Source organism: Grimontia celer, assembly GCF_900055185.1.
Taxonomy (GTDB): domain Bacteria; phylum Pseudomonadota; class Gammaproteobacteria; order Enterobacterales; family Vibrionaceae; genus Enterovibrio; species Enterovibrio celer.
In genome coordinates this window covers 2,242,186-2,267,743 of the sequence record NZ_FIZX01000001.1, presented here as the reverse complement: position 1 = coordinate 2,267,743, position 25,558 = coordinate 2,242,186, and the positions used below count along the sequence as shown (strand labels likewise).

General features: G+C 48.4%; 24 protein-coding genes and 1 tRNA gene. 20 read left to right on the top strand and 5 right to left on the bottom strand.

Features of this window, described 5'->3' with window-relative positions:
• The first annotated feature begins 29 nt into the window (after window positions 1-29).
• The 4 genes from ligA to GCE9029_RS09970 all read left to right on the top strand — a co-directional run bounded on the left by ligA (window position 30) and on the right by GCE9029_RS09970 (window position 7,717).
• Window positions 30-2,042, top strand: a complete 2,013-nt coding sequence (gene ligA, locus GCE9029_RS09985; protein ID WP_062663026.1) for an NAD-dependent DNA ligase LigA — start codon at window positions 30-32, stop codon at window positions 2,040-2,042.
• 530 nt (window positions 2,043-2,572) lie between these two features.
• Complete coding sequence (locus GCE9029_RS09980; RefSeq protein WP_062663025.1) at window positions 2,573-3,859, top strand: hypothetical protein; 1,287 nt, start codon at window positions 2,573-2,575, stop codon at window positions 3,857-3,859.
• A 591-nt stretch (window positions 3,860-4,450) separates the two neighbouring features.
• Complete coding sequence (gltX, locus tag GCE9029_RS09975) at window positions 4,451-5,872, top strand: glutamate--tRNA ligase (protein ID WP_062663024.1); 1,422 nt, start codon at window positions 4,451-4,453, stop codon at window positions 5,870-5,872.
• A 462-nt stretch (window positions 5,873-6,334) separates the two neighbouring features.
• Complete coding sequence (locus GCE9029_RS09970; protein ID WP_062663023.1) at window positions 6,335-7,717, top strand: OprD family outer membrane porin; 1,383 nt, start codon at window positions 6,335-6,337, stop codon at window positions 7,715-7,717.
• 125 nt (window positions 7,718-7,842) lie between these two features.
• Here the strand turns inward: GCE9029_RS09970 and GCE9029_RS09965 are convergent.
• Window positions 7,843-7,918: transfer RNA gene (locus GCE9029_RS09965), tRNA-Arg, on the bottom strand.
• Window positions 7,919-7,997: 79 nt separating this feature from the next.
• Entirely contained in the window at window positions 7,998-9,131 is a 1,134-nt protein-coding gene (locus GCE9029_RS09960; protein WP_062663022.1) for a flagella assembly protein FlgT, read from the bottom strand.
• Window positions 9,132-9,332: 201 nt separating this feature from the next.
• Between GCE9029_RS09960 and GCE9029_RS09955 the strand changes: the two genes are divergently transcribed.
• The gene (locus GCE9029_RS09955; RefSeq protein WP_062663021.1) at window positions 9,333-9,968 is read left to right on the top strand and encodes a FlgO family outer membrane protein; all 636 of its coding nucleotides are present in this window, start codon (window positions 9,333-9,335) and stop codon (window positions 9,966-9,968) included.
• Window positions 9,969-9,981: 13 nt separating this feature from the next.
• On the top strand, window positions 9,982-10,410 hold the full coding sequence (locus GCE9029_RS09950; protein ID WP_062663020.1) for an LPP20 family lipoprotein: 429 nt from the start codon (window positions 9,982-9,984) through the stop codon (window positions 10,408-10,410).
• A gap of 62 nt (window positions 10,411-10,472) precedes the next feature.
• Here the strand turns inward: GCE9029_RS09950 and flgN are convergent, their stop codons facing one another.
• From flgN to flgA, 3 genes are all read right to left on the bottom strand, one after another.
• Entirely contained in the window at window positions 10,473-10,901 is a 429-nt protein-coding gene (gene flgN / locus GCE9029_RS09945) for a flagellar export chaperone FlgN (protein ID WP_062663019.1), read from the bottom strand.
• A gap of 6 nt (window positions 10,902-10,907) precedes the next feature.
• Window positions 10,908-11,225, bottom strand: a complete 318-nt coding sequence (gene flgM, locus GCE9029_RS09940; protein ID WP_062663018.1) for a flagellar biosynthesis anti-sigma factor FlgM — start codon at window positions 11,223-11,225, stop codon at window positions 10,908-10,910.
• Between the two features lie 85 nt (window positions 11,226-11,310).
• Complete coding sequence (gene flgA / locus GCE9029_RS09935; RefSeq protein ID WP_062663017.1) at window positions 11,311-12,009, bottom strand: flagellar basal body P-ring formation chaperone FlgA; 699 nt, start codon at window positions 12,007-12,009, stop codon at window positions 11,311-11,313.
• A gap of 131 nt (window positions 12,010-12,140) precedes the next feature.
• Between flgA and GCE9029_RS09930 the strand changes: the two genes are divergently transcribed.
• From GCE9029_RS09930 to flgL, 14 genes are all read left to right on the top strand, one after another.
• Entirely contained in the window at window positions 12,141-13,073 is a 933-nt protein-coding gene (locus GCE9029_RS09930; RefSeq protein ID WP_062663016.1) for a chemotaxis protein CheV, read from the top strand.
• A 3-nt stretch (window positions 13,074-13,076) separates the two neighbouring features.
• Entirely contained in the window at window positions 13,077-13,904 is an 828-nt protein-coding gene (locus GCE9029_RS09925) for a CheR family methyltransferase (RefSeq protein WP_062663015.1), read from the top strand.
• Between the two features lie 196 nt (window positions 13,905-14,100).
• Complete coding sequence (gene flgB, locus GCE9029_RS09920) at window positions 14,101-14,496, top strand: flagellar basal body rod protein FlgB (protein ID WP_002537909.1); 396 nt, start codon at window positions 14,101-14,103, stop codon at window positions 14,494-14,496.
• A 3-nt stretch (window positions 14,497-14,499) separates the two neighbouring features.
• Window positions 14,500-14,910: a flagellar basal body rod protein FlgC gene (gene flgC, locus GCE9029_RS09915; RefSeq protein ID WP_002537908.1), complete on the top strand. Its 411-nt coding sequence runs from the start codon at window positions 14,500-14,502 to the stop codon at window positions 14,908-14,910.
• A gap of 17 nt (window positions 14,911-14,927) precedes the next feature.
• A complete protein-coding gene (flgD, locus tag GCE9029_RS09910) occupies window positions 14,928-15,683 on the top strand; it encodes a flagellar hook assembly protein FlgD (protein ID WP_062663014.1) in 756 nt (251 codons plus the stop codon).
• Window positions 15,684-15,704: 21 nt separating this feature from the next.
• Window positions 15,705-17,012 carry a flagellar hook protein FlgE gene (gene flgE, locus GCE9029_RS09905; protein WP_062663013.1) on the top strand — a complete coding sequence of 436 codons (1,308 nt, stop codon included), beginning with the start codon at window positions 15,705-15,707 and terminating at the stop codon, window positions 17,010-17,012.
• Between the two features lie 177 nt (window positions 17,013-17,189).
• Window positions 17,190-17,939, top strand: a complete 750-nt coding sequence (locus tag GCE9029_RS09900; protein WP_062663012.1) for a flagellar basal body rod protein FlgF — start codon at window positions 17,190-17,192, stop codon at window positions 17,937-17,939.
• A gap of 16 nt (window positions 17,940-17,955) precedes the next feature.
• Entirely contained in the window at window positions 17,956-18,744 is a 789-nt protein-coding gene (gene flgG / locus GCE9029_RS09895) for a flagellar basal-body rod protein FlgG (RefSeq protein ID WP_002537902.1), read from the top strand.
• A gap of 15 nt (window positions 18,745-18,759) precedes the next feature.
• Entirely contained in the window at window positions 18,760-19,551 is a 792-nt protein-coding gene (flgH, locus tag GCE9029_RS09890; protein ID WP_062663011.1) for a flagellar basal body L-ring protein FlgH, read from the top strand.
• Window positions 19,552-19,579: 28 nt separating this feature from the next.
• A complete protein-coding gene (locus GCE9029_RS09885) occupies window positions 19,580-20,671 on the top strand; it encodes a flagellar basal body P-ring protein FlgI (protein ID WP_062663010.1) in 1,092 nt (363 codons plus the stop codon).
• Between the two features lie 3 nt (window positions 20,672-20,674).
• The gene (gene flgJ, locus GCE9029_RS09880; protein ID WP_062663009.1) at window positions 20,675-21,655 is read left to right on the top strand and encodes a flagellar assembly peptidoglycan hydrolase FlgJ; all 981 of its coding nucleotides are present in this window, start codon (window positions 20,675-20,677) and stop codon (window positions 21,653-21,655) included.
• Between the two features lie 54 nt (window positions 21,656-21,709).
• On the top strand, window positions 21,710-22,168 hold the full coding sequence (locus GCE9029_RS09875) for a hypothetical protein (protein ID WP_062663008.1): 459 nt from the start codon (window positions 21,710-21,712) through the stop codon (window positions 22,166-22,168).
• A gap of 228 nt (window positions 22,169-22,396) precedes the next feature.
• Window positions 22,397-24,274 carry a flagellar hook-associated protein FlgK gene (flgK, locus tag GCE9029_RS09870; RefSeq protein WP_062663007.1) on the top strand — a complete coding sequence of 626 codons (1,878 nt, stop codon included), beginning with the start codon at window positions 22,397-22,399 and terminating at the stop codon, window positions 24,272-24,274.
• 11 nt (window positions 24,275-24,285) lie between these two features.
• Window positions 24,286-25,479, top strand: a complete 1,194-nt coding sequence (gene flgL, locus GCE9029_RS09865) for a flagellar hook-associated protein FlgL (RefSeq protein WP_062663006.1) — start codon at window positions 24,286-24,288, stop codon at window positions 25,477-25,479.
• Window positions 25,480-25,558 lie beyond the last annotated feature (79 nt).

Genomic DNA, 25,558 nt, shown 5'->3' with positions numbered 1-25,558 from the left:
AAAGTGGTGAAGCAAACTAGGCAGCATTGATGACCACGGAAATTCAACAAAAACTGCAGTCGCTGAAAACGCAGCTTAACTATCACGGCCACCTTTACTACGTCGAAGACAAACCGGAACTTCCGGATGCGGAATATGACCGCATGATGCAAGAACTGCTGGCGATAGAAGCCGAGTATCCAGAGTTGATGACGGCAGATTCTCCAAGCCAGCGTGTTGGCGGTGCGCCGTTAGGTGCCTTTGAACAGGTGCGTCACGAAATTCCAATGCTGTCTCTCGACAATGCCTTCGGTGATGAAGAGCTTGAAGCGTTTGAAAAGCGCATGAAGGACAGGCTGAACATCTCAGGTGATTTCATCTTTAGCTGTGAACCTAAGCTGGATGGTCTGGCAGTGAGCTTGATGTATGAGAATGGTGTTCTGGTACAAGCCGCTACCCGTGGTGACGGTGCGACAGGTGAGAACATTACTCACAATGTCCGTACCATCCGCAATGTTCCCTTGCAGCTTCAAGGGGAAGGCTGGCCTCAGCGTTTGGAAGTGCGTGGCGAAGTCTTCATGCCTAAGGAAGGCTTTGAAAAACTTAACGAAAAAAACATCAAAAAAGGTGAAAAAGCATTTGCGAATCCGCGCAATGCCGCGGCAGGAAGCCTTCGTCAGCTAGATCCAAAAATTACCGCAACCCGTCCCCTTCGTTTCTATGCCTACTCGGTGGGTGTGATGTCCGAAGCGTTTGGTGATTCCCATATCGGTCGTTTAGAACAACTGAAAATCTGGGGCATTCCACTCAGTCCGGAAGTCAAAAAAGTCGAAGGCATCGAAAACGTCAAAGCTTACTATCAGGATATCGGCGCGCGTCGCAATGACTTGCCGTATGAAATTGACGGTGTGGTGATCAAAGTTGACGCCATTGACACTCAAGAACGTTTGGGTTTCGTCGCCCGAGCCCCGCGCTGGGCCATTGCCTATAAATTCCCAGCTCAGGAAGAAATCACGGTACTGCAAGATGTCGAATTCCAGGTTGGACGTACTGGTGCTATTACGCCTGTTGCCAAACTTGAACCTGTGTTTGTTGGCGGCGTAACTGTTTCCAATGCCACATTGCATAACGCGGATGAGATTGCGCGTCTTGGCGTAAAAGTTGGCGATACCGTGATTATTCGTCGTGCTGGTGATGTGATCCCGCAAATCGTTAGCGTAGTAGATAGCCGCCGCCCTGATGATGCAAAAGACGTGGTATTCCCTGATGCTTGTCCGGTTTGCCAGTCTCACGTTGAACGTGTGGAAGGCGAAGCAGTTACTCGTTGTACCGGCGGTTTGATTTGCCGCGCACAACGCAAAGAGGCCATTAAGCATTTCTCTTCACGTAAAGCCCTGGATATCGATGGGCTTGGCGACAAAATTGTAGAGCAGTTGATTGAGAAGGAACTGATCACCACACCCGCGGATTTGTTCAAGCTCACAGCAGGGCAAGTGACCATGCTCGACCGTATGGGACCAAAATCTGCACAAAACCTCGTGGATGCACTGGCAAAAGCTAAAGAAACCACGCTGCCTCGATTTATTTACTCTCTGGGCATCAGGGAAGTAGGAGAGGCAACGGCAGCAAACCTGGCTAACCACTTCTTCACGTTCGAGGGGATTCGTGAAGCGACAGAAGAACAGTTAGTCGAAGTACAGGATGTGGGCGTCATAGTCGCTAAACATGTGGTGAACTTCTTTAATGAAGAGCACAACAAAGACGTTATTGATGTATTGCTTGAAAGTGGTATTAATTGGCCTGCCATTGAACAGCGAGACGAAAATGAACCACAACCATTGGCGGGTAAAATCGTTGTATTGACTGGAACCCTATCGCAAATGTCCCGCAACGATGCAAAAGCAGCTCTTCAAGCGTTAGGTGCGAAAGTAACGGGAAGCGTTTCTGCAAAAACCGATCTTTTGATTGCAGGTGAAGCAGCCGGCTCTAAGTTGGCTAAAGCACAGCAACTTGGCATTGAAATTTTAGATGAAGACGGAATGGTGAGATTGTTGTCACGTTAATCCATTAAATACAAATCATCCACAAACGCCAGTATCATGCTGGCGTTTTTTATGCCCCGCCCCAAGCGCTTTTGCGATCCATTTCAGATATTTCACGAGGTGAAATTTGGCCGTTAAAACGACTGGAAATTCATTTCGTCGTCTCGAAAATGAATATGTGATAACGATCTCAATACGGTCTTTCTGGTATTTTTACCACCAATAAAACCCCGTCAAGCTATTGTTTTTAAATGTTTTATGTTTTTGTTTTTATGTATTTATCTAAATAAGGGATCTCGATCACGAACATGGATGGAACTTTGCACCGAGTCATATTTTTTTAATAACAAATAAAGTTCTCGTTGATGTTTTTTCAGCTGAAAGTAGTCTGAGACTCATCGGTTGAGGGAGAGTTCAATCGGTAACAAAAAATCTAAATCGGGGAAATTGAGCCGTTTTAGAAAATCGAATAAACGAGTCATTGCTTCGGCGGCCAACCATTACGGCGATGATTCGGAATTCTGAAAAATCCCTTTTAGGAGTTATTTTCCATGGAAAAACGTTCAACCATTTTCAAAGTGTCTGCTTTGACTGCAGCAATCCTAGGTGTTGCGGCAATGCCAACACAAGCTGCTACTGAAAGTGCAGCTGGTGATCAGTACGTAGAGAAACTGAATGAGTTTCTTGAAGGCGCTTCTTTGTCGACTGTTGTTGTTTCTGACACGCGCTACCGCCACCGTAAAATTGGTGCAGACGCTGAGTGGACTGAAAACCTCAACTACAGCGATTGGAACTTAGGTGTTAACTTCTCATCTGGTTATGCTGGTGCGATTGGTGTTGACCTTGGTGGTTACCTGGGTGGTTCTCTTTACAACAACGGCGCATGTAACGAAATCGTTCTGTGTGACGGCTGGGGTGGTCAAGACACTCAAGGTACTTTCAAGGCGACTAAAGCTGCAATCAAGTTTAAAACTGATTCTATTCGCGGTGACATCGGCCTGACCCAAATGGGTGTTGGTACCATCGGTAACGTTTGGTCTTTCGTACCAGGTACTTACCGCGGTGGTAAAGCATTCGTTGACCTGAACGGTTGGACTCTGGGCTATGGTTTTGCAGATCAACACACTGCACCTTGGTGGGAAACTGTTCAAAGAACACCACAAGAAAAACAAGCGTTTGACTTCCTTCACTCTGTAGGTCTTGTTGGTGCTGTTGGTGATGTTTCTGTAGACCTGGGTGTTGGTCAAGCTAACCTGGCAAACGGTGGCTCAGACGATAGCTCTACTTCTTACGCAGCTAAGTTTAACTACGCTGCTGACGGTTGGAGCCTGGGTTACGGTATCTACGCTGTAAACGACAAGTCTACTTATGATGGTCTTGGTGCTCACCATGGTATCCAGTTCGCAATGCCTCTGGGTGATGTGAAGTGGGACTCTCAAATTCGTTACACTCACACTAAGAACTCTGCAGAGTTCTCTCCACGTACTGTTCGTGCATACGGTTCGAACAACGGTACTTGGCAGCAGTGGTGGGATGCACTGTCTGACTGGAACCAAGACAGCCAAATCGCTTGGTACAACCGCTTCAACTTCGACCTGGGTGAAGGTTGGTTTGCCTACGCAGGTGTAGCTCTGTCTGACATCAGCGAAGAGCAAGTTGGTTTTGACGCTGAGTACGCAGTTAACGGTACTATCGGTTACTCAGTACCAAATGGTTCACTGAAAGGTTCTACCATTCGTTTCCACGCGACTCACCTTGAGCGCGACATGAACGACAACTCTGATTACGCTCGCCAAGACTTCCGTCTGCAAGTAATCATCCCTTACAACTTCCTGTAAGAGATATATTTAACAAAAAGCCCTCGCTTTTGCGGGGGCTTTTTTGTGCTTGTCGATTATTCAGGGAGCTGTGTGGGTGATTAAGATTAATCATCTGATTTGAATAGAAAAAAAAAGCTCTTATTTTTGTCACAAAAAAAACAACCTGTTCTATTCTCAAATTGCGAGCAATATCACGCAATAGGAGAAAGAAATATGCGTATTTTAAAAACAATTGTGATGTTTTCGGTGGTTATGGCTGCTGGTGTGGGAGTGTCTCAAGCTAGCACCTCAAATGCAGGGCCGACTCTTTGGGAAAGACCATGCATTATTAACGGAGAATCAACAATGATGCCACCCGTTCTTTGCAGAGGCCGAGGCGGAGAAGTACCAGCCCCATATAAATATGAGATGTAACCTTCTCATCTATATGCTTTGAAAGCCCCGATGTCCCGATCGGGGCTTTCCTATTTCTCATTCCTAATTTTCCTTTTGAAAGGCAGTCGCCCAGAGACTTTCAGACGTTGTCCTGACTGCGCTCACAGCATACAATAGCGCCCTATCGGAAATCCCTCCGTTCTATTCAATCACGCTGAACGTTATAGGATTAACATGACTGTTAAAACTCGTTTTGCTCCAAGCCCAACAGGCTTCTTGCATGTAGGTGGTGCGCGTACTGCACTGTATTCTTGGCTCTGTGCCAAACACACTGGTGGTGAATTTGTTCTTCGTATCGAAGACACTGACCTAGAGCGCTCAACCCAAGAAGCTATCGATGCCATCATTGAAGGCATGGAGTGGCTGGGACTTGATTGGGATGAAGGACCGTACTATCAAACCAAGCGCTTTGATCGTTACAACGAAGTTGTTGATCAATTACTTGCAGAAGATAAAGCATACAAATGCTATGCGCCAAAAGAACTGTTGGATGAAATCCGCGAAGAGCAAATGGCTGCGGGCGTGAAGCCGCGTTATGATGCAGACCATCCTAAAGTGGTTGCAGCGAATGAAGCAGCAACGGAAGATTCACCGTTTTGTATTCGTTTCCGCAATCCGAAAGAAGGCTCTGTGGTTTTTGAAGATAAAATCCGTGGTCGCATCGAAATCGCAAATAGTGAGTTAGATGATCTAATTATCCGCCGAACAGATGGCAGCCCGACATACAATTTCTGTGTGGTCATTGATGACTGGGATATGGGTATTACTCAGGTTGTTCGTGGTGAAGACCACATCAACAATACTCCTCGCCAAATCAACATTTACAAAGCTATTGGTGCGGCAGTACCAGAGTTCGCACATTGCTCAATGATTCTGGGTGATGACGGCGCAAAACTCTCTAAACGCCATGGCGCAGTGAGTGTGATGCAGTACCGAGATGACGGTTACCTTCCACAGGCACTGCTGAATTACCTTGTTCGCTTGGGATGGTCTCACGGTGATCAGGAAATCTTCTCTCTAGATGAAATGATTCAGTTGTTTAATCTTGAATCGGTTAGTAAGTCAGCATCTGCATTCAACACAGATAAACTGCTTTGGTTGAACAATCATTACATCAAGACGTCTGAGCCAGATTATGTAGCGAAATACCTGCAGTGGCATCTTGATGCAAAAGAGATTGATGTTAGTAACGGCCCGGCTATCACTGATGTGATAAAGCTTGTTGGTGAGCGCTGTAACACTTTGATCGAATTGGCTGAACAATGTCGCTATTTTTATCAAGACTTCGAAGAGTTTGAAGCGGGTGCAGCGAAAAAGCATCTTCGTCCTGTGGCAAAAGAAGCTTTAGAGTTGGCACTAAGTAAAGCTGAGTCTATTGAAGAGTGGAACACTGAAAACCTCCACCAACTTATCGCTGACGTTTGCAGTGAGCTCGAGTTAGGGATGGGTAAAGTGGGTATGCCACTTCGTGTTGCTGTAACAGGCCAGGGTCAGTCACCATCCGTTGATGCGGTAATGGATCTGATTGGTAAAGCTCGTGTTGTTTCCCGTATCAAACAAGCTTTAGAGTTTATCGCACAGCGTGAAGCTCAGTAACAACAATCGAGAATTGGACGCATAACAATTGAGCCCCTGATTTCTTCAGGGGCTTTTTCTTTGCTGATAGGTTGAATAAGTGTGATTTTCATCAGAAAGAAATGAGAATCAGATCAATATATGACGCTTTATCTATTTCTCTTTTTGAGGATAAGGCTCCTTTTTCTTTTGGTTTGCGTGATCAGGATCAGATGCACTCTGGTAAAGCTAAAAAGTGCGCCTTTTTTATGTTTTTTTAACTAACCTAAGTCAATGATATATATGACTATATATTGTTTTATATTTTAATTTTGAGGCGTTTCAAAGTTCCCGCAGTCTCAGATTTTTTTTTTATCGTTACGAATTAAGCTTTCGACTCGTTGATACATTAAATCAATAAATACACCGGTGTCGTTGCTCTCGGCGGCCAACTAAGAGTGACGAACTCCCCATCGGTTTAAATTGAAATTTTAGGAGTATTCCATGGAAAAACTGTTTAAACGCTCTATGCTGAGCATGGCGGTTGTAGGTGTAATCGCTGGCGCATCAATGATTACTGCACCGACTGCTCAGGCTGAAGGCTTCTTTGAAGATTCATCTATCTCTGGTGGCATTAACTTTTGGTTCCGCGACCGTACTCGTGGCGGCTTTGATTCAGCTACCGGTCAAGATACACCTAAAACCACTAACCTAGACCATGGTTCAGTAATGATGAACCTGGGCTTCGCGTCTGGCTATGTTGGCGACGTTGCTGGTTTGGATCTGAACGTGTATAGCACATTCGATCTATACAACAATGGTAGCCCTGACCATGAGATGAACTTCTGGAACGTTAACAACCCATATGACATGCAACCAGATGCTAACACTGGCTGTGAAGGTGAATGGGATTCAGGCTGTACTGACAATGGCGTTGCTGTGCAAACTGCAGCTGCTAAATTTAAGTTCGGCGACAGCGTGACAGCGAAAGCTGGTTGGTTCCAACCTTCCGTACCTGGTGCGATTGGTGTGAACTGGTCATACGCAGCGGGTAGCTACACTGGTGGTGAAATTGGCTACAACCAAGATAACCTGCAACTAGGTTTCGTCTACGCAACTGAATACAAGGCTCCTTGGTTCAAAGACACTTACGGTTTCCGCGAAGCAGACGGTAAAACTGATGCGGGTGATGCGTACTCAATCGGTGGTCGTTACACCTTTGACAACGGCCTTCTGTTAGACGTTGCTTACGCGGGCCTGACTGATGGCGACCGTAAAAACGCTCACGTTAAAGTGAAGTACACTACTGACGGCGGCCTGTACTTGTCTCCACAACTGTATGTTGTAGAGGATGACGGTCAGTTTGACAGTACTGCATTCCAGCTGGCGTTCCTTTCTGCTAAATCTTTCGGTGCGTACAATGTTCGTGCAGAAGCAACTTACACCGTTGCTGAAGACAAAGATGCATCTTTGATTGGTAACATGTCCTACCGTCTGACTAAAGCATACGGCGGCTCAAACGGTACTTACGACATCTGGTGGAACAACCGTTCTGACTTCAACCACGACGGCGAATTTGCGGCGTTTGCTTCTGTAGCGCGTGACTTCACTGACCTGGGTGCTCCTGGCTTCAGCGCAGGTATCAGCGGTGCATTCGGTATGGCATCTACTGATGTAGCTGGTGCAGATGACCTGTTCGAATACGCAGGTAGTGTATTTGCTAACTACGCAATCCAAAACGGCGCGCTGCAAGGTGCAAACCTGGGCATGTACTACACCGAGTACGTGAACGACACGGATGCAGGTAACTGGGCACCATATACCAACCTGTTCCAAGACGAGAGCGACATCAAAGTGACTCTGACAATTCCTTTCACTATCAAATAATTGATTGCGAATTGAATGACAAAAAACGCCTGCCTTGCAGGCGTTTTTTTATATCTGCAAAAGGCTGTAAATTGACACAAGCTGGAAGAAAAGGAGTGAACTAGTGGCGTTGGTGATATTAAAAATGGCGCTCCCACAGGGACTCGAACCCCGATCGATCGCTTAGGAGGCGACTGCTCTATCCTGTTGAGCTATGGGAGCGTTGGCGCTGATGTGAAGAATATCAACGCCGGATGATTAGTATACCCAATTGTGCTGTAACGTTAAGGCTTTAAAGGACTTATTGAGTGTATTTGGTTACCAAATCGCCTATCTGAATGCTTGGGCCAAGCTCGACCGGGGAGACCGCGACTTCTGCTGAGCTCTCATAGACTCGGGTTACCGAGAGCCCTATCTCGCTCTTTTTCATCTGTGTACGATGAATGCCGTATTGGTCGGTGAAAGAAGCGTTGTGCCATAGCGCTAACACGTCGCCATGTTTCACGCCATGAATACGTCCGGCATTGATTTGCCCGGTTTGCCCATTGATTGAAACGATCTCTGGAGTCGTGGCGCGGCATGCCAAGTTGCTTTCAAGATCTAGCAGGATATTACGGCTCATACGCTGGGCCATCTCACCGTAAGGAGATGCCCAGAAACGCGCTGTTTTTGTGTCCACTTTGCTGTGACGCTCAAAAGGCCAGGAGGCAATGTCTCTGTAGATATTCTGGTAAATCACTTCACCGGACTTTCCATCAATCACATCGATAGACAGAGCTAGCTGCCTGTTGGTTTGATCTCTTCTCAGCACTTTCTGATCAATCGTTGCTGTCATGTCAGTGATAGTGCCGACCATCAGATATTGTGCGCCAGTATCTTCCGCCACCATTGTGGCCATGTGAGGCTGTGAGGGAGAAATGGAGTAAGGGGTAATGCCCTGAACCACAAAGCTCTGCGCTTGGGTTTCAAATTGACGCTGAAGTAAAACGGTGAAGTCGTCCCCGAACTGGAAAATGCCGCCTAACGCTGCATGTTGAGGGGACACAATATCAAAACGTCCCAACACCAAGCCTTTCTTGTATTGATGCTTGTGGCAAGCATTTGCCGTCGGATAGATGTCGATACGCGCTGTCAATTTCATGACACCGCCTTTCTCCTTCGCTTTAAGCACCTGAATATGACGAATTTCATCGCCGCTGAAAAGATAGTCATCTTTCGCTTCTTTCAGGTAAGGACGGACGCTTGTCAGGCCGGCAATATCAGCCCCAGAGAATTTTAGTGCCTGATATATGGCATCTTCCAAGGCTCGTTCTCTTGCCTGCTCTTTGCTTTCTAAAACCGTGCTAATCCCAGTCACTTCGTACCATGCAGCGTTGATAGAGGCCGATGCCAGCGCGATACAAGCGACGAGAGGCTTAATAATTCTTTTGCGCATAACCTTGGTTTCCAATAGTAGGTATAAAAATTGCTAGACCAGATAACATCGCTGAAAAAGCGGCAAGGTGGTTAGCCAATAAAGCGAGAATATAGCCACTCAATGCAAATAATGTTCCCGAAATAGGGATGAATAGTGGACTGGGCTTTTGCCCTAGAAAGTAACAGGTCAGTCCTAAATCGTGTCCGGAGCCAGACGACAATGAAAAACTGGATAGTGATATTACTCAGTCTAGCAACCGTATCTTGCGCCTATAACCCGATTTACAACGGTAAAGAACCGTATTCGGGGAGCCAGTTCCTGTTGCAGCAAACCCCACGGCACACGCTGGATTATTTTATGGATGGTTTGGCGGAAGAACTGTTGGAAACCAACAACTACCTGACGGCAAGAACGCCCATGGCAGTTGTTTCCTTTGTCGATGTCGAAGAGATGGACGAAACCAACTGGCTGGGGAACTCTGTCACCGAAGGCATGATTTATCAGATGCAGCGTCGCGGGTTTACCGTCATCGACTTTAAGAACACTGGTACTATCCGAGTAACGAAAGATGGTGACTTTTCACTGAGTCGCGATTGGAAAGAGCTGCATCCAGAGCAACAAATCGATTATGTACTGACTGGCACCATGTTGCGTCAAGGCGGTGGCGTGTTGGTTAATGCCCGTATTGTTGGCATGCGCTCACGTGTGGTCGTGGCATCGGCACAGGGCTTTTTGCCAGCGGACAGAATTGGCCGCGACATTGATACATTGCGTAAGGTTCGTATTCAGGATGGCGTGATCATCCGTGGTGACCAGCGTAAGCACCCCTCAGACACTATCATTTTGAAACCATAATTTTGGAGTGAATATGAAGACTTGGCTATCACTGGCAATGTTATTGATGTTGACTGCTTGCCAACCAATTACCACTATTCGCTCTGACGAGTTGCTAACTGCTGTTGGAACGGCTTCTATCAGCGCACAGCGTGGTGAAACGGAAGAAGAAAAGCAGTTCCGTGCGATGCGAGCGTCGAAACTGGAAGCTTATAAAGAACTGTCCGAGCAAGTGTACGGTATTCGAGTGAGCGGTTTGACAGAGGTAGATGACCAACAACTGGGTCATGACAGAACCCGTGGTGCATCTGACGGGATTATTCGCGCGGCAGAAGTCATTGCCAGCTACAAAGTGGGCGACAGCTATGTGACTGAGTTACAGCTGAACCTGCGTAAGATGAAGAAAATGTCAGATTATGGAGAATCTCACCACGTGCCAAGAGATGATGCGATCATTTTCTAATGCCAAATAAACGTAAGAAAGCCGCTCAAATGAGCGGCTTTCTTTTTGATTTCATTCGTGGGTCAGGCTTTAACATTGGTGCCCAGTGTTCGGCTGCCTGATGCCTGGCCTTCGCTGTCATAAGTCATTTCACTCTTACCTGCCGCTTCTTGAAACAGGTTGCGAAGCTTGTGCATGCTGAGTTGTGCGCGTTGAAGCGCAACGCCATTGGCCTCATTCGTCTGATGACATTTTTCTAGAGATGCTTTGATATGTGAGATAGCCGCAAGATGTTCTTCAGAAGGTGATTGGAGCTCGGGACATTTTGCTAATTGGGCATCTCTTAACTGGATGTTTTGGATCAGAGTGAGCTTTTGTTTCGCGCAGGCGCCAACGTCAGCAGCCTTTCTTGAGGCGATTGCCGAGGTTTCTTTTTCCATGACTTCAAGCAGCGCGTCAACATTTTCAGCCTGTGCCTGAAGAAGTTGCTCGAAAGAGAGTGCTTCAGACATGAAGGCTTACTTCATTCCACGAAGATCATCTTCGTGCTTCATGATGTTTGCAGCCAGTTGGTCTGCATCCACTTTATATGAACCGTTTGCAATAGCTGCTTTTATCGCTGCTACCTTTGCGCTGTCAAAATGTGTTTCGCTAGCCATCTGCTGGTTGAGGGCGCCAATCGCACGACTTTCGTCGCTCATAGAGAATGCATCTCCACGGTGATTGCGCACTTCGCCCGCAGAACCGCTTTCGGCGGAAGTGCTTTGCGTCTTGCTTTGGTTGCTTCTGTTCGTGCTCAATGGCTGACCAGAACGCAGGTGATCGATACTTGCCATAATAAAGCCTTATATCTGTCCGAACCTTCTGTTGCTCACAGTATCGGCCGCATTACTATGAACTTTAGCACTTAATTGCATTTAGTTAGAATTTTACAATTACCTGACCGACTGCGGTAATTGTACCATCGACTATACGATTGGATTTGCGGTTGCGGACTTTAATTTGTTCACCGAGAGCACCGTCACTTAATGCTGTACCTTTTGCAATAATATTCAGTCCACTACCTGACGCCGTGATAATCACCTCATCATTACGGCAGACCATGCAAATGTCGTTACCGCTAATTGGTTCACCTATCCCAACCACGCGCTTGATGCGCGAACCGACAATCGTTGACCCATCAGTGTAAGTTTGTCCTCGCTGAAATCGGGCATCGACTAACTGAACGATAAGATCGTCAGCTGCTATCGTCATTCCCCTGTCCAGCGGTCTCCTTGCTACAACAACTGGCGTTAGCAGTTTAATTTGCACCGGTACATAAACTTGCCAACCATCTTCTTTACAGCTCACCATCACGGTGACACTTTTATTGAGTGATTGTCTTCCGGGAACATCAGTAACCAGTGGTGAAGGGCAGTGAGAGAGTTGGAGTCGACTGTCCAGATTGCCAGCCTGTACTTCAAGCTTGCCATATTCGGGTGGAGTGATCAGGCTTTCCACATGTGCTTGCGCTGCTTCTTTTACTGCATCGAGTTGACTTGACGGTGCAGCAGCTATAATTGAGCTAAAGCTATACAGAAACGTGCCGATAAAGAGCCAGACTAATCTTTGATAACACATATGTCACATATTGGTTAGTATGGTGAATTTAGATGCAGTAATTCCTTCAATTCGCATGCCAAGATGCGGGTGAGAATGAAGTTGCTTGCTGCAATACGATAACAAAAACAGGGCAATATGGAGTTTATCTTATGTCGGGGATTCTTGATACGGTCAATCAGCGTACGCAACTGGTCGGACAAAACCGCTTAGAGCTGTTGACCTTTCGTTTGATGCGTAAGCAGCGTTACGGCATCAACGTTTTTAAAGTAAAGGAAGTACTCCAGTGCCCGAAGCTGACTTCCATGCCAAATCTGCACCCGTTGGTTAAAGGTGTGGCGCACATTCGTGGACAAACCATTTCAGTGATTGATATGAGCCTGGCAACAGGCGGAATGCCGATCACTGACCCAGAAAATCGCTTTATCATTATTTCAGAGTTCAACCGTTCGACGCAGGGTTTCCTGGTTGGCTCTGTTGAGCGAATTGTGAATATGCACTGGGAAGCTATCCTGCCACCGCCGGAAGGCACTGGCAGCTCAAACTACCTGACTGCCGTTACAGAAATTGAAGGCGAGTTAGTAGAAATTCTCGACGTAGAAAAAATTCTGAATCAGATTTCTCCTGTTAATGAAGAGATCAGTGAAGAGTTGTTGGCAAATAAACCTGTGTTTGAAGAGGGTAGTTCTGAACCAACAACAGTGCTGGTGGCTGATGATTCAAGCGTTGCCCGTCGTCAGGTGAAACGTGCGGTGGAAACCATTGGTTATAACGTGGTGTTGGCGCATGATGGACGAGATGCACTGGATAAACTCCAAGGCATGGCGGCAGAAGGGACCATCAACGATCTTGCGCTGGTCATCTCCGATATTGAGATGCCAGAGATGGATGGTTACACCTTAACAACTGAAATTAAAAAAGATCCTAACCTCAAAGATCTTCATGTAGTATTGCACTCCTCTCTCAGTGGTGTCTTCAATGAAGCGATGGTACAGCGAGTTGGGGCAGATGCATTCATTCCGAAGTTCGACCCAGACGAACTCGGCGAAGCCGTAATGAACGCGGTAAAAGGTCAAGAAAACTAATCCATGACGAATATAGCGATCACAGAACAAGAGTATCGTGATTTTTGTAAATATCTCGAAAGCAAATGTGGCATTGTTCTTGGCGACAGTAAGCAATATCTCGTAAGAAGCCGACTTAGTCCGCTTCTTACGCGCTATAAACTCGCTTCAATGTCCGAGCTGTTCCAGCTTGTTCTCACAAACCGTAACCGCGATCTGGCTGTATCAGCCATTGATGCCATGACCACAAATGAAACCTTGTGGTTCAGGGATTCCTATCCATTTGAAGTCCTTGCCAACCGTCTCCTGCCTGAAGTGGCAGAGAGCAAAAGGCCAATTAAAATCTGGTCAGCGGCGAGCTCTTCAGGTCAGGAACCTTACTCAATCGCGATGACCATCCAGGAAGTGCAGCAGAAAAAACCAGGTATGCTGGGGAATGTGGCAATCACTGCGACAGATATTTCCTCTACCATGCTCGAAAATTGCCGCACCGGCATTTACGACAACCTTGCTTTGAGCAGAGGTCTGTCACCAGAGCGTAAGCGCCAATTCTTTGAAGATGCTGGCGAAGGACGTATGAAGGTGAAAGACACCCTAAAACGCATGGTGACCTTCAAGCCGCAAAACCTGATGGAAAGCTACGGCATGCTCGGTAAATTCGACATTATCTTTTGCCGTAACGTGTTGATTTATTTCTCACCTGATATGAAATCTAAAGTGTTGAACCAAATGGCCGGTAGCCTTAATCCTGGTGGTTATTTGTTGCTGGGTGCGTCAGAATCGTTGACGGGTTTGACTGACAGATTTGAGATGATTCGCTGCAACCCTGGCATCATTTACAAATTGAAGTAGCTTTACTTAGTTTATAGAAAAAGCGGCACAGAAGTTGCCGCTTTTTTTGTGTCTGCCGAAAAGTAGATTGCCGACTAGAAATGAGATGTTTTCTATAACCTATTGATTCAAAGCACTTCATCATACGAAATGAAATAACATTTAAAGTTGGCATCTTACTTGCAAAATATCCGGTATAAGATTTTGGAGGTGCCGTATGGCGATATCATTCGACAAAGCGCTGGGCGTTCATCAACACACAGTGGGTGTGCGTGCTCAAAGGGCGGAAACGCTGTCGAGCAACTTGGCAAATGCCAACACGCCGGGCTACAAAGCTCAGGATGTTGACTTCGAACGTGCGCTACAAGCGGCAACCTCTGGGGCAAACTTTGGCCTGAGTCGTACCAACGAGCGGCATATCCCTGCCACTTCTCAGGTGAACGGCCAGAAAATGTACCGCATTCCAAACCAGCCTGATACTGGCGACGGCAACACTGTGGATGCGCAGGTAGAACGTAACCTGTTCATGCAAAATGCCCTTGAGTATCAAGCGTCATTGGATTTCCTTGGCTCCAAGTTCAAAAACATGTCCAAGGCACTGAAAGGGGAATAATGGATGAGTCTTTTTAATGTGTTCAATGTGACCGGTTCTGCCATGAGCGCAGAGTCAGTTCGGCTCAACACCACATCCAGTAACCTGGCAAACGCTAACTCTGTAAGTAGCTCAGCGGCAGAGACGTACAAAGCACGTCACCCTGTGTTTGCGGCGGAGTTGAACAAGTACCAGCAAGGCGACAGTGTTCCGGTTCGTGTTGCGGGCATCGTTGAAAGCCAGAAGCCGCTGCGTGCGGAATACAACCCTGAACACCCAATGGCAAATGCGGAAGGCTATATTTATAAGCCCAATGTCAACGTGATGGAAGAGATGGCCAACATGATTTCGGCCTCCCGTTCTTATCAAACCAACGTAGAAGTGGCAGAGGCGAGCAAACAAATGCTGATGCGCACACTACAAATGGGCAAATAAGGTAGGAGTACGGCACTATGAATCCTATTGACGGCGCAGGCGGAGCAGGTGGCGGTAGCTACATCGACCAGCTCAAAGCGCTGCAAGAAAAACAACGTGCTGAGCGTGGTGACACTGGCGAGAAAGTCACTGGCCAGACCGACCTTAAGCAAGAAGATTTTCTGTCACTGCTGACCAAGCAGTTGGCAAATCAGGATCCGTTCAAGCCTGTTGATAACGAGCAGATGATTGCACAGATGGCATCATTCGCGACCGTAGACGGCATCGGCAAAATGAACGACCAATTCGGTTCCCTGAACGCGGCCATGACATCCAGTCAGGCGCTGCAGGCATCCTCACTGGTAGGTCAGGATGTATTGGTTCCGGGTAACGAAGGCTTCAAATCAGCGGAAGGTGGCATTGCCGGTATGGTGAAACTGCCACAGGCCCTGAATGATGTGATTGTCCGAATCCAGAACGAGCGTGGCGAGTTGCTGAGATCCTTCAGCATGGGTGCCAAGTCTCCGGGGGATCACCGTGTTGAGTGGGACGGCAAAGACGATGCTGGCAACCCACTGCCGGAAGGTAATTACAAAGTCAACGTAAGCGGCAACATTGATGGTAAGTCTCAGGATCTTGAGCTTTCCACCTACGCGAACGTCAACAGTGTTCTATTGGGGAATGGCGACGGTAACGTGATGTTGAACATCGCCGGTTACGCATCTCCGGTCAAACTCACCGAAGTGCTTGAAGTAGGTAAATCATCCAGCCTTGGCAACGTGAGCAAGAGCTAAAAGGACAGAGGAGTTCCAGCAATGGCTTTAAATATCGCACTGAGTGGCCTGGCGGCAGCTCAAAAAGACATGAACACCACCAGTAACAACATTGCGAACGCCAACACTTTTGGTTTTAAAGAGTCGCGTGCTGAGTTTGGTGACGTTTATTCTGCGTCGATCTTCTCGAACGCAAAGACCACCACAGGTAGCGGTGTGCAAACCTCGATTGTTGCGCAGCAGTTCCATGAAGGTTCCAGTATCTACACCAATAACCCACTGGATCTGCGTATCAGTGGTAACGGTTACTTCGCGGTTGCTAACGACAATCTTGCAACGCAAAACAATGTGTTGACCCGTAACGGTGCTTTCCACCTTGATAAAAACAACAACATTGTTAACTCAGAGGGTCAGTTCCTGCTGGGCTACAACGTTGACAATGAAACACTGCAAGTAGGTTCTTTTGAGCCGAAAGCGCTGAACGTGCCAGATCAGTTTGGTCAGCCACGTGCATCTGAAAATGTCGATATTGGTTTGAACCTGCCAGCAGGTGGCGCAGAGAAAGATCCAGCGCTGTTCAATCCTGAAGACCCAGACACATACAACAAATCGACGTCAGCCACGATCTTTGACTCACTGGGCCAGCCATATAAACTGACGACTTACTACGTCAAAGATAACGTGACACCCAACAAGTGGGCCGTTTACTACACGGCAACAGACGCGACCGGTGAAAAGCCGCTGAGTTTGACTGCCGGTGAATTCACCAGTGCAACCGGTCAGGTGGGTCACTCGATTGAATTTAACAGTGATGGTTCTGTAAATACCGTAAACAACGGCGCGCCAATCCAGACCGTAGAGTTTGGCCCTAACGGTGCAGGCCTTGAAATGAACGGTGCAGACGGATCGCAAGCGCTGACTATCAACTTCGAAGAGCCAACGCAGTACGCATCACCGTTTGAAATGCGTAAGTTCACAGAGGATGGTGCAACCACGGGCTACCTGGCTAAAGTGGACATCGATCCGAAAGGTACCATCATGGCGACATACAGTAACGGTGAAAACGTTGCATTGGGTCGTGTGGCAATGGTTCGCGTATCTAACCAGCAGGGTCTTTCCCAAGCGGGTAATACCCAGTGGAAAGTGACTCAACAGTCTGGTGAAGCGGTTTGGGGTGAAGCGATGCAAGGCGCGTTCGGTAAGGTGAAAAGCGGTACTATCGAACAGTCAAACATCGACATGACCCAAGAGCTGGTAGACTTGATCACCGCACAGCGAAACTTCCAGGCTAACTCCCGTTCGCTGGAAGTAGGTAACCAGATGCAACAAACGATTCTTCAGATTCGTTAATTGCTATATGTGTTCTTTTGCCGCTCGGCTACCGGGCGGCAATTCTTTTCCCAGAACGACTCTCATCTCTCTCCTCAATTTGCTCAATTATCGCGCTAACGTATTGTAAAAATACAAAATAACGTTTTGGCACTCTTCTTGCTTTCTTTAATGCATAAGCGACAGGAGAACGTCTTAATGGATCGCGCACTATTTCTCGCCATGAGTGGCGCCAAACAAGATATGCAGGCTTTGCAGCTGCGTGCCAACAACCTGGCTAACGCCAGTACTACCGGCTTTCGCGCTGATTTGGAGCAAGCTCGTGCCATGCAGGCATACGGTGAAGGTTTGCCTACCCGTGTGTTCAACATGACAGAGCGCCCAGGGCATAGCTTTGCACAAGGCTCAACCATCACCACAGGTCGTGAACTTGACGTTGCGATTAAAGGTGACGGATGGCTGGCGGTTTTGGATGGCACCGGCCAGGAAGGTTACACCCGCGTGGGTAACCTGAAAGTCGACCAAACAGGCATGCTGCAAAATGGTCATGGCCATTTGATCCTAGGTGAGCGAGGCGCGCCTATCTTCCTTCCTTTGCCTGTTTCGAAAATTGAAATTGGAACTGATGGCACGGTGTCAGTGTTACCACAGGGTGCACCACCGGAAGCGATGGAAGAAGTTGATCGTATCAAACTTGTCCGCCCGAATAACGAAGAGCTTTTCAAAGACAAAAATGGCGTATTCAAGCCGATTAATCCCGGCACTGTATATGAAGCCGATGCGGGCGTATCGCTCCTGACCGGCGCGCTGGAAGGCAGTAACGTCAACCCAATCAGCGAGATGACGGGATTGATTGACCTTCAGCGTCACTTTGAAATGCAAGTCAAACTAATGAAGACCGCAGAGGAAATGGATCAAGCATCTAACTCTCTGCTGCGCTTGGGTTAATTGAGAGGAATTCAGTATGCATCCAGCACTGTGGGTGAGTAAAACCGGCCTAGACGCACAACAGACCAATATTTCGACGATTTCGAATAACTTGGCAAACGCCTCAACGGTGGGCTTTAAAAAGTCCCGTGCGGTTTTTGAAGATTTGTTTTACCAGAATATCAATCAGCCAGGCGGTCAGTCTTCGCAGAATACCGAATTGCCAAGCGGCTTGATGTTGGGTGCCGGTTCAAAAGTGGTGGCAACGCAACGCGTTCACACCAACGGTAATGCCCAAACCACCAACAACGCTCTCGACCTGATGATCGAAGGCGATGGTTTCTTCCAGATTTTGCTGCCAGACGGCAACATCGGTTACCAGCGTAACGGTCAGTTCACTCTTAATGATGAAGGTGTGATTGTGACCTCTGGTGCAGGCTATCCGCTTGAACCGGAAATTGTCGTACCGCCTGATGCTATTCAGGTGACTATCGGTACCGATGGTGAAGTCTCTGCGAGATTACGTGGACAGCAAGCTAACGCCGTTATTGGTCAGATTACTACGGTGGACTTCATTAACCCGGGTGGTCTTGAGCCAATCGGACAGAACCTTTACCTGCCAACCGGCGCAAGCGGTGACCCACAAGAGGGTGTGCCGGGTCTTGATGGTCTTGGCAGCGTTCGACAATCAATGCTGGAAACCTCCAACGTTAACGTAACCGAAGAGCTGGTAAACATGATCGAAGCGCAGCGAGTTTATGAAATGAACTCCAAGGTGATTTCGTCTGTCGACCAGATGCTGAGTTACGTCAACCAGCAGCTATAACGGAGTAAAGCGCGGATGAAAAAGTTACTGATCACAGGTTTTATGCTGGCAACAATATCCGGCTGTGAAATGATGAGCCCTGAAGCTTTTCTCGCAGAAAACCAGAGCGAAGTGGTGCAGGGCACAACAGAAACTGATGCCGTTGAGGGTACCACTGATCCAGGCAACGAAGGTTTGATTGGTTTGCTTCGCGAACGCGAAGACCCGGTTGCGGGAGACCCAAACTGGACGCCGCTTCATCCGACGCGTCAACCTGAGCATTATGCCACCGCGACAGGTTCATTGTTCAGCGCCGTGAGCGCGCAAGATCTTTACGATGATACAAAACCGCGCGGTATCGGCGACATTGTGACTGTGATGCTGGAAGAGAAAACGCAGGCGAAAAAGAGCGCCAGTAGTGATGCGGCAAAATCCAGTGACTTGAGCATGGATCCATTGGAGTTCGGTGGTCAGGAAGTCACGATTGGCGAGCGTAATCTTTCTTATGCAGCTGCGCATGACAATTCAACCAGCGGCTCAACCAGTGCAGATCAGAGCAACAGCATTTCCGGTTCGATCTCTGTAGAAGTGATTGATGTGATGTCGAATGGTAACCTGATGATCCGTGGCGAGAAATGGCTGACACTGAACACTGGCGATGAGTATATCCGCCTCAGTGGTACCATACGTCCTGACGATATCACCTCAGAAAACACGATTGCGTCCACGCGTATTTCCAACGCACGAATTCAGTACTCAGGGACTGGTGATCGTCAAGATACGCAAGATCAGGGATTCTTGGCACGATTCTTTAATGTCGTTCTATAACGCGTAACAAAGTTGCCGGAGAATTGACGTGAAGAGTTGGCTAAAGCTGTTTTTGATTGCCGTATTGATTGCCCCAGTGGCGCAGGCTGCCCGCATTAAAGATGTGTCGGAAGTTGCAGGCGTACGAAGTAACCAACTGGTGGGATACGGATTGGTGGTAGGTCTTGCCGGAACTGGTGAGAGTACACCGTTTACCGATCAAAGCTTTAACGCCATGCTGAAGAACTTCGGCATTCAATTGCCCCCAGGCACTAAACCTAAAACCAAGAACGTGGCGGCTGTTGCCGTGAGTGCTGAGCTGCCAGCGTTTTCTAAACAAGGTCAGAAAATTGACATCACAGTGTCGTCTATTGGTTCTGCAAAGAGCTTACGCGGCGGCACGTTAGTTCAGACCTTTATGAAAGGTCTCGACGGCAAAGTCTACGCTGTGGCACAGGGTAACCTGATTGTTGGCGGCTTCAGTGCAGAAGGTGCTGACGGCTCCTCGATTGTTGGTAATACACCAACCGTTGGCCGTATTACCAATGGCGCAACAGTCGAGCAGGAAGTTCCTTCACCTTTTGGCCGTGGCGATCACATTACCTTCAATCTGTTTGAGTCTGATTTCACGACCGCACAGCGCATGGCGGACTCCATCAACAGTTTCCTTGGACCAAATACTGCATCGGCGATGGATTCCACATCAGTGCGTGTTCGTGCACCACGTGATTTATCCCAGCGTGTTGCTTTCCTTTCTACGGTAGAAAACCTTGAGTTTGTGCCAGCAGACGCAGCCGCAAAAATCATTGTTAACAGCCGTACCGGTACTATTGTCGTTGGACAAAACGTTCGTCTTCGCCCTGCGGCTATTACGCACGGCGGTATGACGGTCACTATTAATGAAAACCTTCAGGTGAGTCAACCGGGCGCGTTTTCAGGTGGCGAAACCGTGGTAGTGCCAGATTCCGGTGTGGAAGTGACAGAAGAAGATGGCCGAATGTTCCACTTCAAGCCAGGTGTCACACTGGATGATTTGGTCCGCGCAGTGAATGGCGTTGGTGCGGCACCATCAGACTTAATGGCAATCTTGCAAGCGCTCAAGCAAGCGGGCGCCATCGACGGTCAACTGATAGTGATTTAAGCCATGAAAGCACCATTAGATACCGGATTTATTCACGACCTCAGCCGCTTGGACATTCTTCGCCAGAAGGCGGCGAATGGTGAGCAGTCAGACGATGCATTGTATGCAGCGGCAGAACAGTTCGAGGCACTGTTTACTCAGATGCTGTTCAAATCGATGAGAAGCGCTAACGAAGCCTTCGAGTCAGATTTGATAGATAACCGTACCTCCAAGTTCTATGAGCAAATGGCGGATGAGCAGCTTTCCAGTGCACTTTCACGAGAGGGGTCATTGGGTCTGGCTGACTTGATTGTCCAGCAATTTAAAGGACTGCAAAACAGCGAGCCTATGGACGTGGGTGACAACAGCGCGAGCGATCGTATTCGCCTGCAACCAACCCTACCACTCGCGCCAAATATGGCGGAAGAAGACGCAGCAGAGCAAGCACTGCAGCCACTTTCTGACGACACGGTTATTCCAACGCCACATATGCTGGCACAGCAAAACACAGCGCCAAAAGTGGAAAGCAGTAAGCCGTTCGAAACACCGGATGAGTTCGTTAGCCGCCTGACACCTTACGCGAAAAAGGCTGCGCGTACGTTAGGCACAGACCCTGCGATTTTGATTGCACAGGCCGCGTTGGAAACGGGATGGGGTAAAAAGGTGATCGCCAATGCGCGTGGTTCCAGCCACAACCTTTTCAACATCAAAGCGGACCCACGTTGGGACGGCAATAAAGTGGCGACCCAGACGCTGGAGTTCCACGATGATATCCCAGTGCAGGAAATGGCTTCATTTCGTGCCTATCCTTCATATGAAGACAGTTTCAATGATTATGTGAGCTTCCTGAACCGGAATCCTCGCTACTCAATGGCGCTTCAACAGACAGCAGAACCGGAGCAGTTTATCCGAGGTTTGCATCAAGCGGGTTACGCGACAGATCCTCAGTACTCTGACAAAGTGATCAGCGTGTTCAACCGCGTAAAAGGAATGATGGAGCAATAACTCGCGTGAGCGGTAAGTTGTTGTCCGCTCTGTCACAGCGAAAGGTAGAAACCCATGGCAGAGCAACAATCATCTCCTGAACAGGCACCGACGCCAGGCCCGCAAAGTCTGGCGAAGCACGCTCAGGGGTCTATTCACCGCGATCCCTTTATCCGCGCCTTTCTCGATAAAACGCCGAAAGATATCGCGGAGTCGTTCACCGATGCACAACTCCTTCAACTCAAACTTATGTTTGGTACCCGTGCCAAGGCTCAGCATGCAGTTGACTTCCGGCCTATTATTGGCGGTTTTGGCTGGAATTATTATCTGGTTTTCCTGTTCGGGCGTAACCGTCGTGAACTGACACGTGCGGAGCAAAGAGCGGCGAGTGCAGGGCGGGTTGTTGCCTTGTTGGTAGGTAGCTTTGTGCTGTTTTCTATTGTCATCACCTCGCTGTATTTGCTGAAGTCATTCCTTGGCATCGATCTTTTGCCCAACTTTTCGCTGGGTCTTTGGAGCTGGCTTAACAGTTGATCTAACCAAACAACCGGAAGATGTCGGATTCAGCGAGCATCTTCCGGTCGTCTGGGTAGATAACGTAGCGGCAATGCCTTGCCCTTTGCGGCACAGAGCGACGCCAAGTTGTTGAAAATATCATCCATCTCATTGAATTTCAGACCTTAAACTCTGTGGCACGATTCTTGAATTGTTCTGCTTAATAGACAATTTCGTAGGTTATGCGTTTCCGCATACGGGGGCAGAATGGGGTTTGATCTGCTGACGCTCGGTTCTCAGGGCGTTCTGACAGCACAGCGGCAGCTGAATACAACGGGTCACAACATCTCGAACGTGAATACTGATGGCTATAGCCGTCAGTCCGTTGAGCAGCGTGCCAATGACTCCGCCTATTGGTCGGCAAACCAATGGGGCCACGGTGTGCATGCGGCTGCGGTTCGCCGCAACTATGACAAGTTTGCGGTCAACGAATACAACATCACCACGTCTGCACTGGCACATGCTCAAACCCGTAACGGCCAGCTCACCCTGTTGGATGACATGATGTCCCACTCCGCGAAGAAAATTCCTGAGAACATGAATGAGTTCTATGGTGCGGTGAAAGGTCTGGCGGACAGCCCGAGTGATATGGGCGCCCGTAAAGTGGTGCTGGAAAAATCCCGTCTTGTTGCTGCTGGCCTGAACGACATCAACAATGTTCTGCAAAATCAGGAAGCGGACACCACGGTCGAAATTGATGCCACACTCCAGCGCATGAATGACATTGGCGCGGAAATTGTCGATATCCATAAAGCAATTTTGAAATCACAGGCGGTGGATAACGATTTGCTCGACCGTCATCAAAAACTCATCAATGAACTGTCTGAGTTTACCCAGGTGAGCGTGAATCAGCGTGATGATGGACTTTATAACGTCATTATCGGAAGCGGTCATACGCTGGTGTCCGGTTTGCACTCGAGCGAACTGCAAACTGTGCCAGGTACACCGGACTACCAGAAACGCCGTTTGGCGCTGGTGGAAGGTAAAACGCTAAAACCTATCGACAATGATGACATCCGTGGCAAGTTGGGTGCGATGTTTGAATACCGCGACAACACGCTGGCACAAGCGCGCGATGAATTAGGCCGTTTGGCGGCAGGCTTTGCCATGTCAATTAACGAGCTTCAATCGCAAGGTTTTGATCTCAGTGGTCAAGTGGGTGAAAACATTTATGTGGATTTTAACAGTGAGGATTTCGCCCGCGATCGCGTGGTGAAAGCATCGGATTCCACCGCTGAACTGAAAGTATACATTGACGATTTGGCTCAACTGAAAATCGGCGATTACCAACTGAAATTTGATGGTAGCCAATACACTTTGGTCGATCCTGAAAAGAACATGGTGGCGGTGACGCCTTCCGGTTCGCCGCCATCCATTGAATATGACGGTTTGCGTATTCAAGTCGACGTCGGCTTGGCTGCTGGTGAGCGAGTCATTCTCCGTCCTGTGCGACAAGGTGCGGGTCAAATTGCCGTCACCATGGAAGATCCGGCAAAAATTGCCGCACAGAGCTATGTCAGCTCCAAATCGGTGATTACTGGCCAAGGCAGCCTGAAAGTCCTTCAACAAGGGGCGCAGCAAGAATTTCAGGTCGCTATCTCGCCGGATGCCTCTCAATTCGCCGTGCTGGATATGAAAGGCAATATTCTCCTTGCGCCGCAGGCGTATCCACCGGCATCTCCTGTAACCGTGAATGGCACCACGTTTGAACTTACTGAGGGTGCAGCGGCTGAAGATATCTTTGCGGTCAGTCTGCTCCCTGCTGATGGTGAGAACGGAAACCTTATCCGCATGCAGCAACTGCAAACCCAGAAGCTGATGGATGGTGGCCGTTCTAGCCTGATTGATGTTTATGAAGGCCTGAATACGGATTTAGGTGTGCAGAAAGCCTCTTTCGCCCGCCTTGAGGATGTCAGCCGTGTTGAGCATGATGCAGCAGCAGGGCGCGTGGCCGAAATCTCCGGGGTTAACCTCGATGAAGAAGCGGCCAACATGATGAAGTTCCAGCAAGCCTATATGGCGTCCTCCCGAATCATGACGGCTGCGAACGAAACGTTTGAAACCCTGCTGAATGCAACCCGATAAGGATCTGAGTGATGATTAGCCGTATTGCCAGTTTTCACAACTACCAGTCAGTGTCGAATGACCTGATGCGCCAGCAGGTGAAGTTGCAGGATAACCAAGATCAGCTCGCCACAGGCAAACGTGTGCTGACAGCAGGTGAAGATCCGGTTGCTTCGATTTATATCCAGAACTTCCGCCAGCAGGACAAGCAGCTTGATCAGTACATTGATTCGATCACGCTTGCCCGTAACCGTCAAACCCGCGCGGAAATTGCGGTGGATGATGCAGAGCAATTGGTCGACAGTGCAAAGCGCAAAACGATGGAAATGATCAATGGTTCCCTTTCAGACGATGACCGCACAGCTCACCGTCAGGATCTGAAAGGTCTGTTCGACAACTTCATGAATCTGGTCAACGCGAAAGACGAATCGGGCAATTTTCTGTTCTCTGGCACCCAGTCTAGCAAGCAGCCTTTCTATCGCGACAGCGCGCTGAATGTGCGTTATGCCGGTGACAGCTATCACCGTACTGCGCAAGTCGCACCGGCGGTTGAAGTACAAACCAGCGATCCGGGCGATCAGGTGTTTATGGAAATCAAAAACCCATTTGGTGATTATCAGCCGGAATATGACTTGAACAGCGGTTCCTTGCTGCTGTTGGCACAGGCAACGAACACCAATAATGCTGATAACTCAGACTATGCCGTGAGTTTCGGTGTGGACGGTGCTGGGCAAACCACTTATGAGCTGACTCAAAATGGCAGCGTGGTAAGCGCAGGCGTCTACGATCCACAAAACGGCGTGCAGTGGGGAACACTGAGCCTGAGTTTTGAGGGTGAAATGCTGGATGGCGACAAGATTGTGTTAGAGCGTCAGGATACGTTTAACGTGTTTGATGCCTTCAAGAACGGAATCGAACTGTCACATGAGAGTATCTTCAATGCGTCTGCAACCGCTGAGTTGCATCAGGTGACCGAACAGTTTTCTGCTGCCTTTAAGCACCTCAACAAAGCGCGTTCTGAAGTCGGTACCCGTCTGACGACCTTGGATAGACAAGAAAGCATGCACAAAGACTTCAAGCTGGTGCTCAACCGTTCACTCGGCACCATGGAAGACTTGGACTATTCGACAGCGGTGATCGACATGAATGAAAACATGTTGGCATTGCAGGCTTCGCAACAAGCTTTTGCCAAGACCAAAGATCTTTCGCTCTTCAACTACATCTAACGTGATTGAGTTCATAGGGGTTGTTGACCTTTGGTGATGATTTTTGCAGCAGTTTGTGGGGATTTTATGCAAGGCAGAG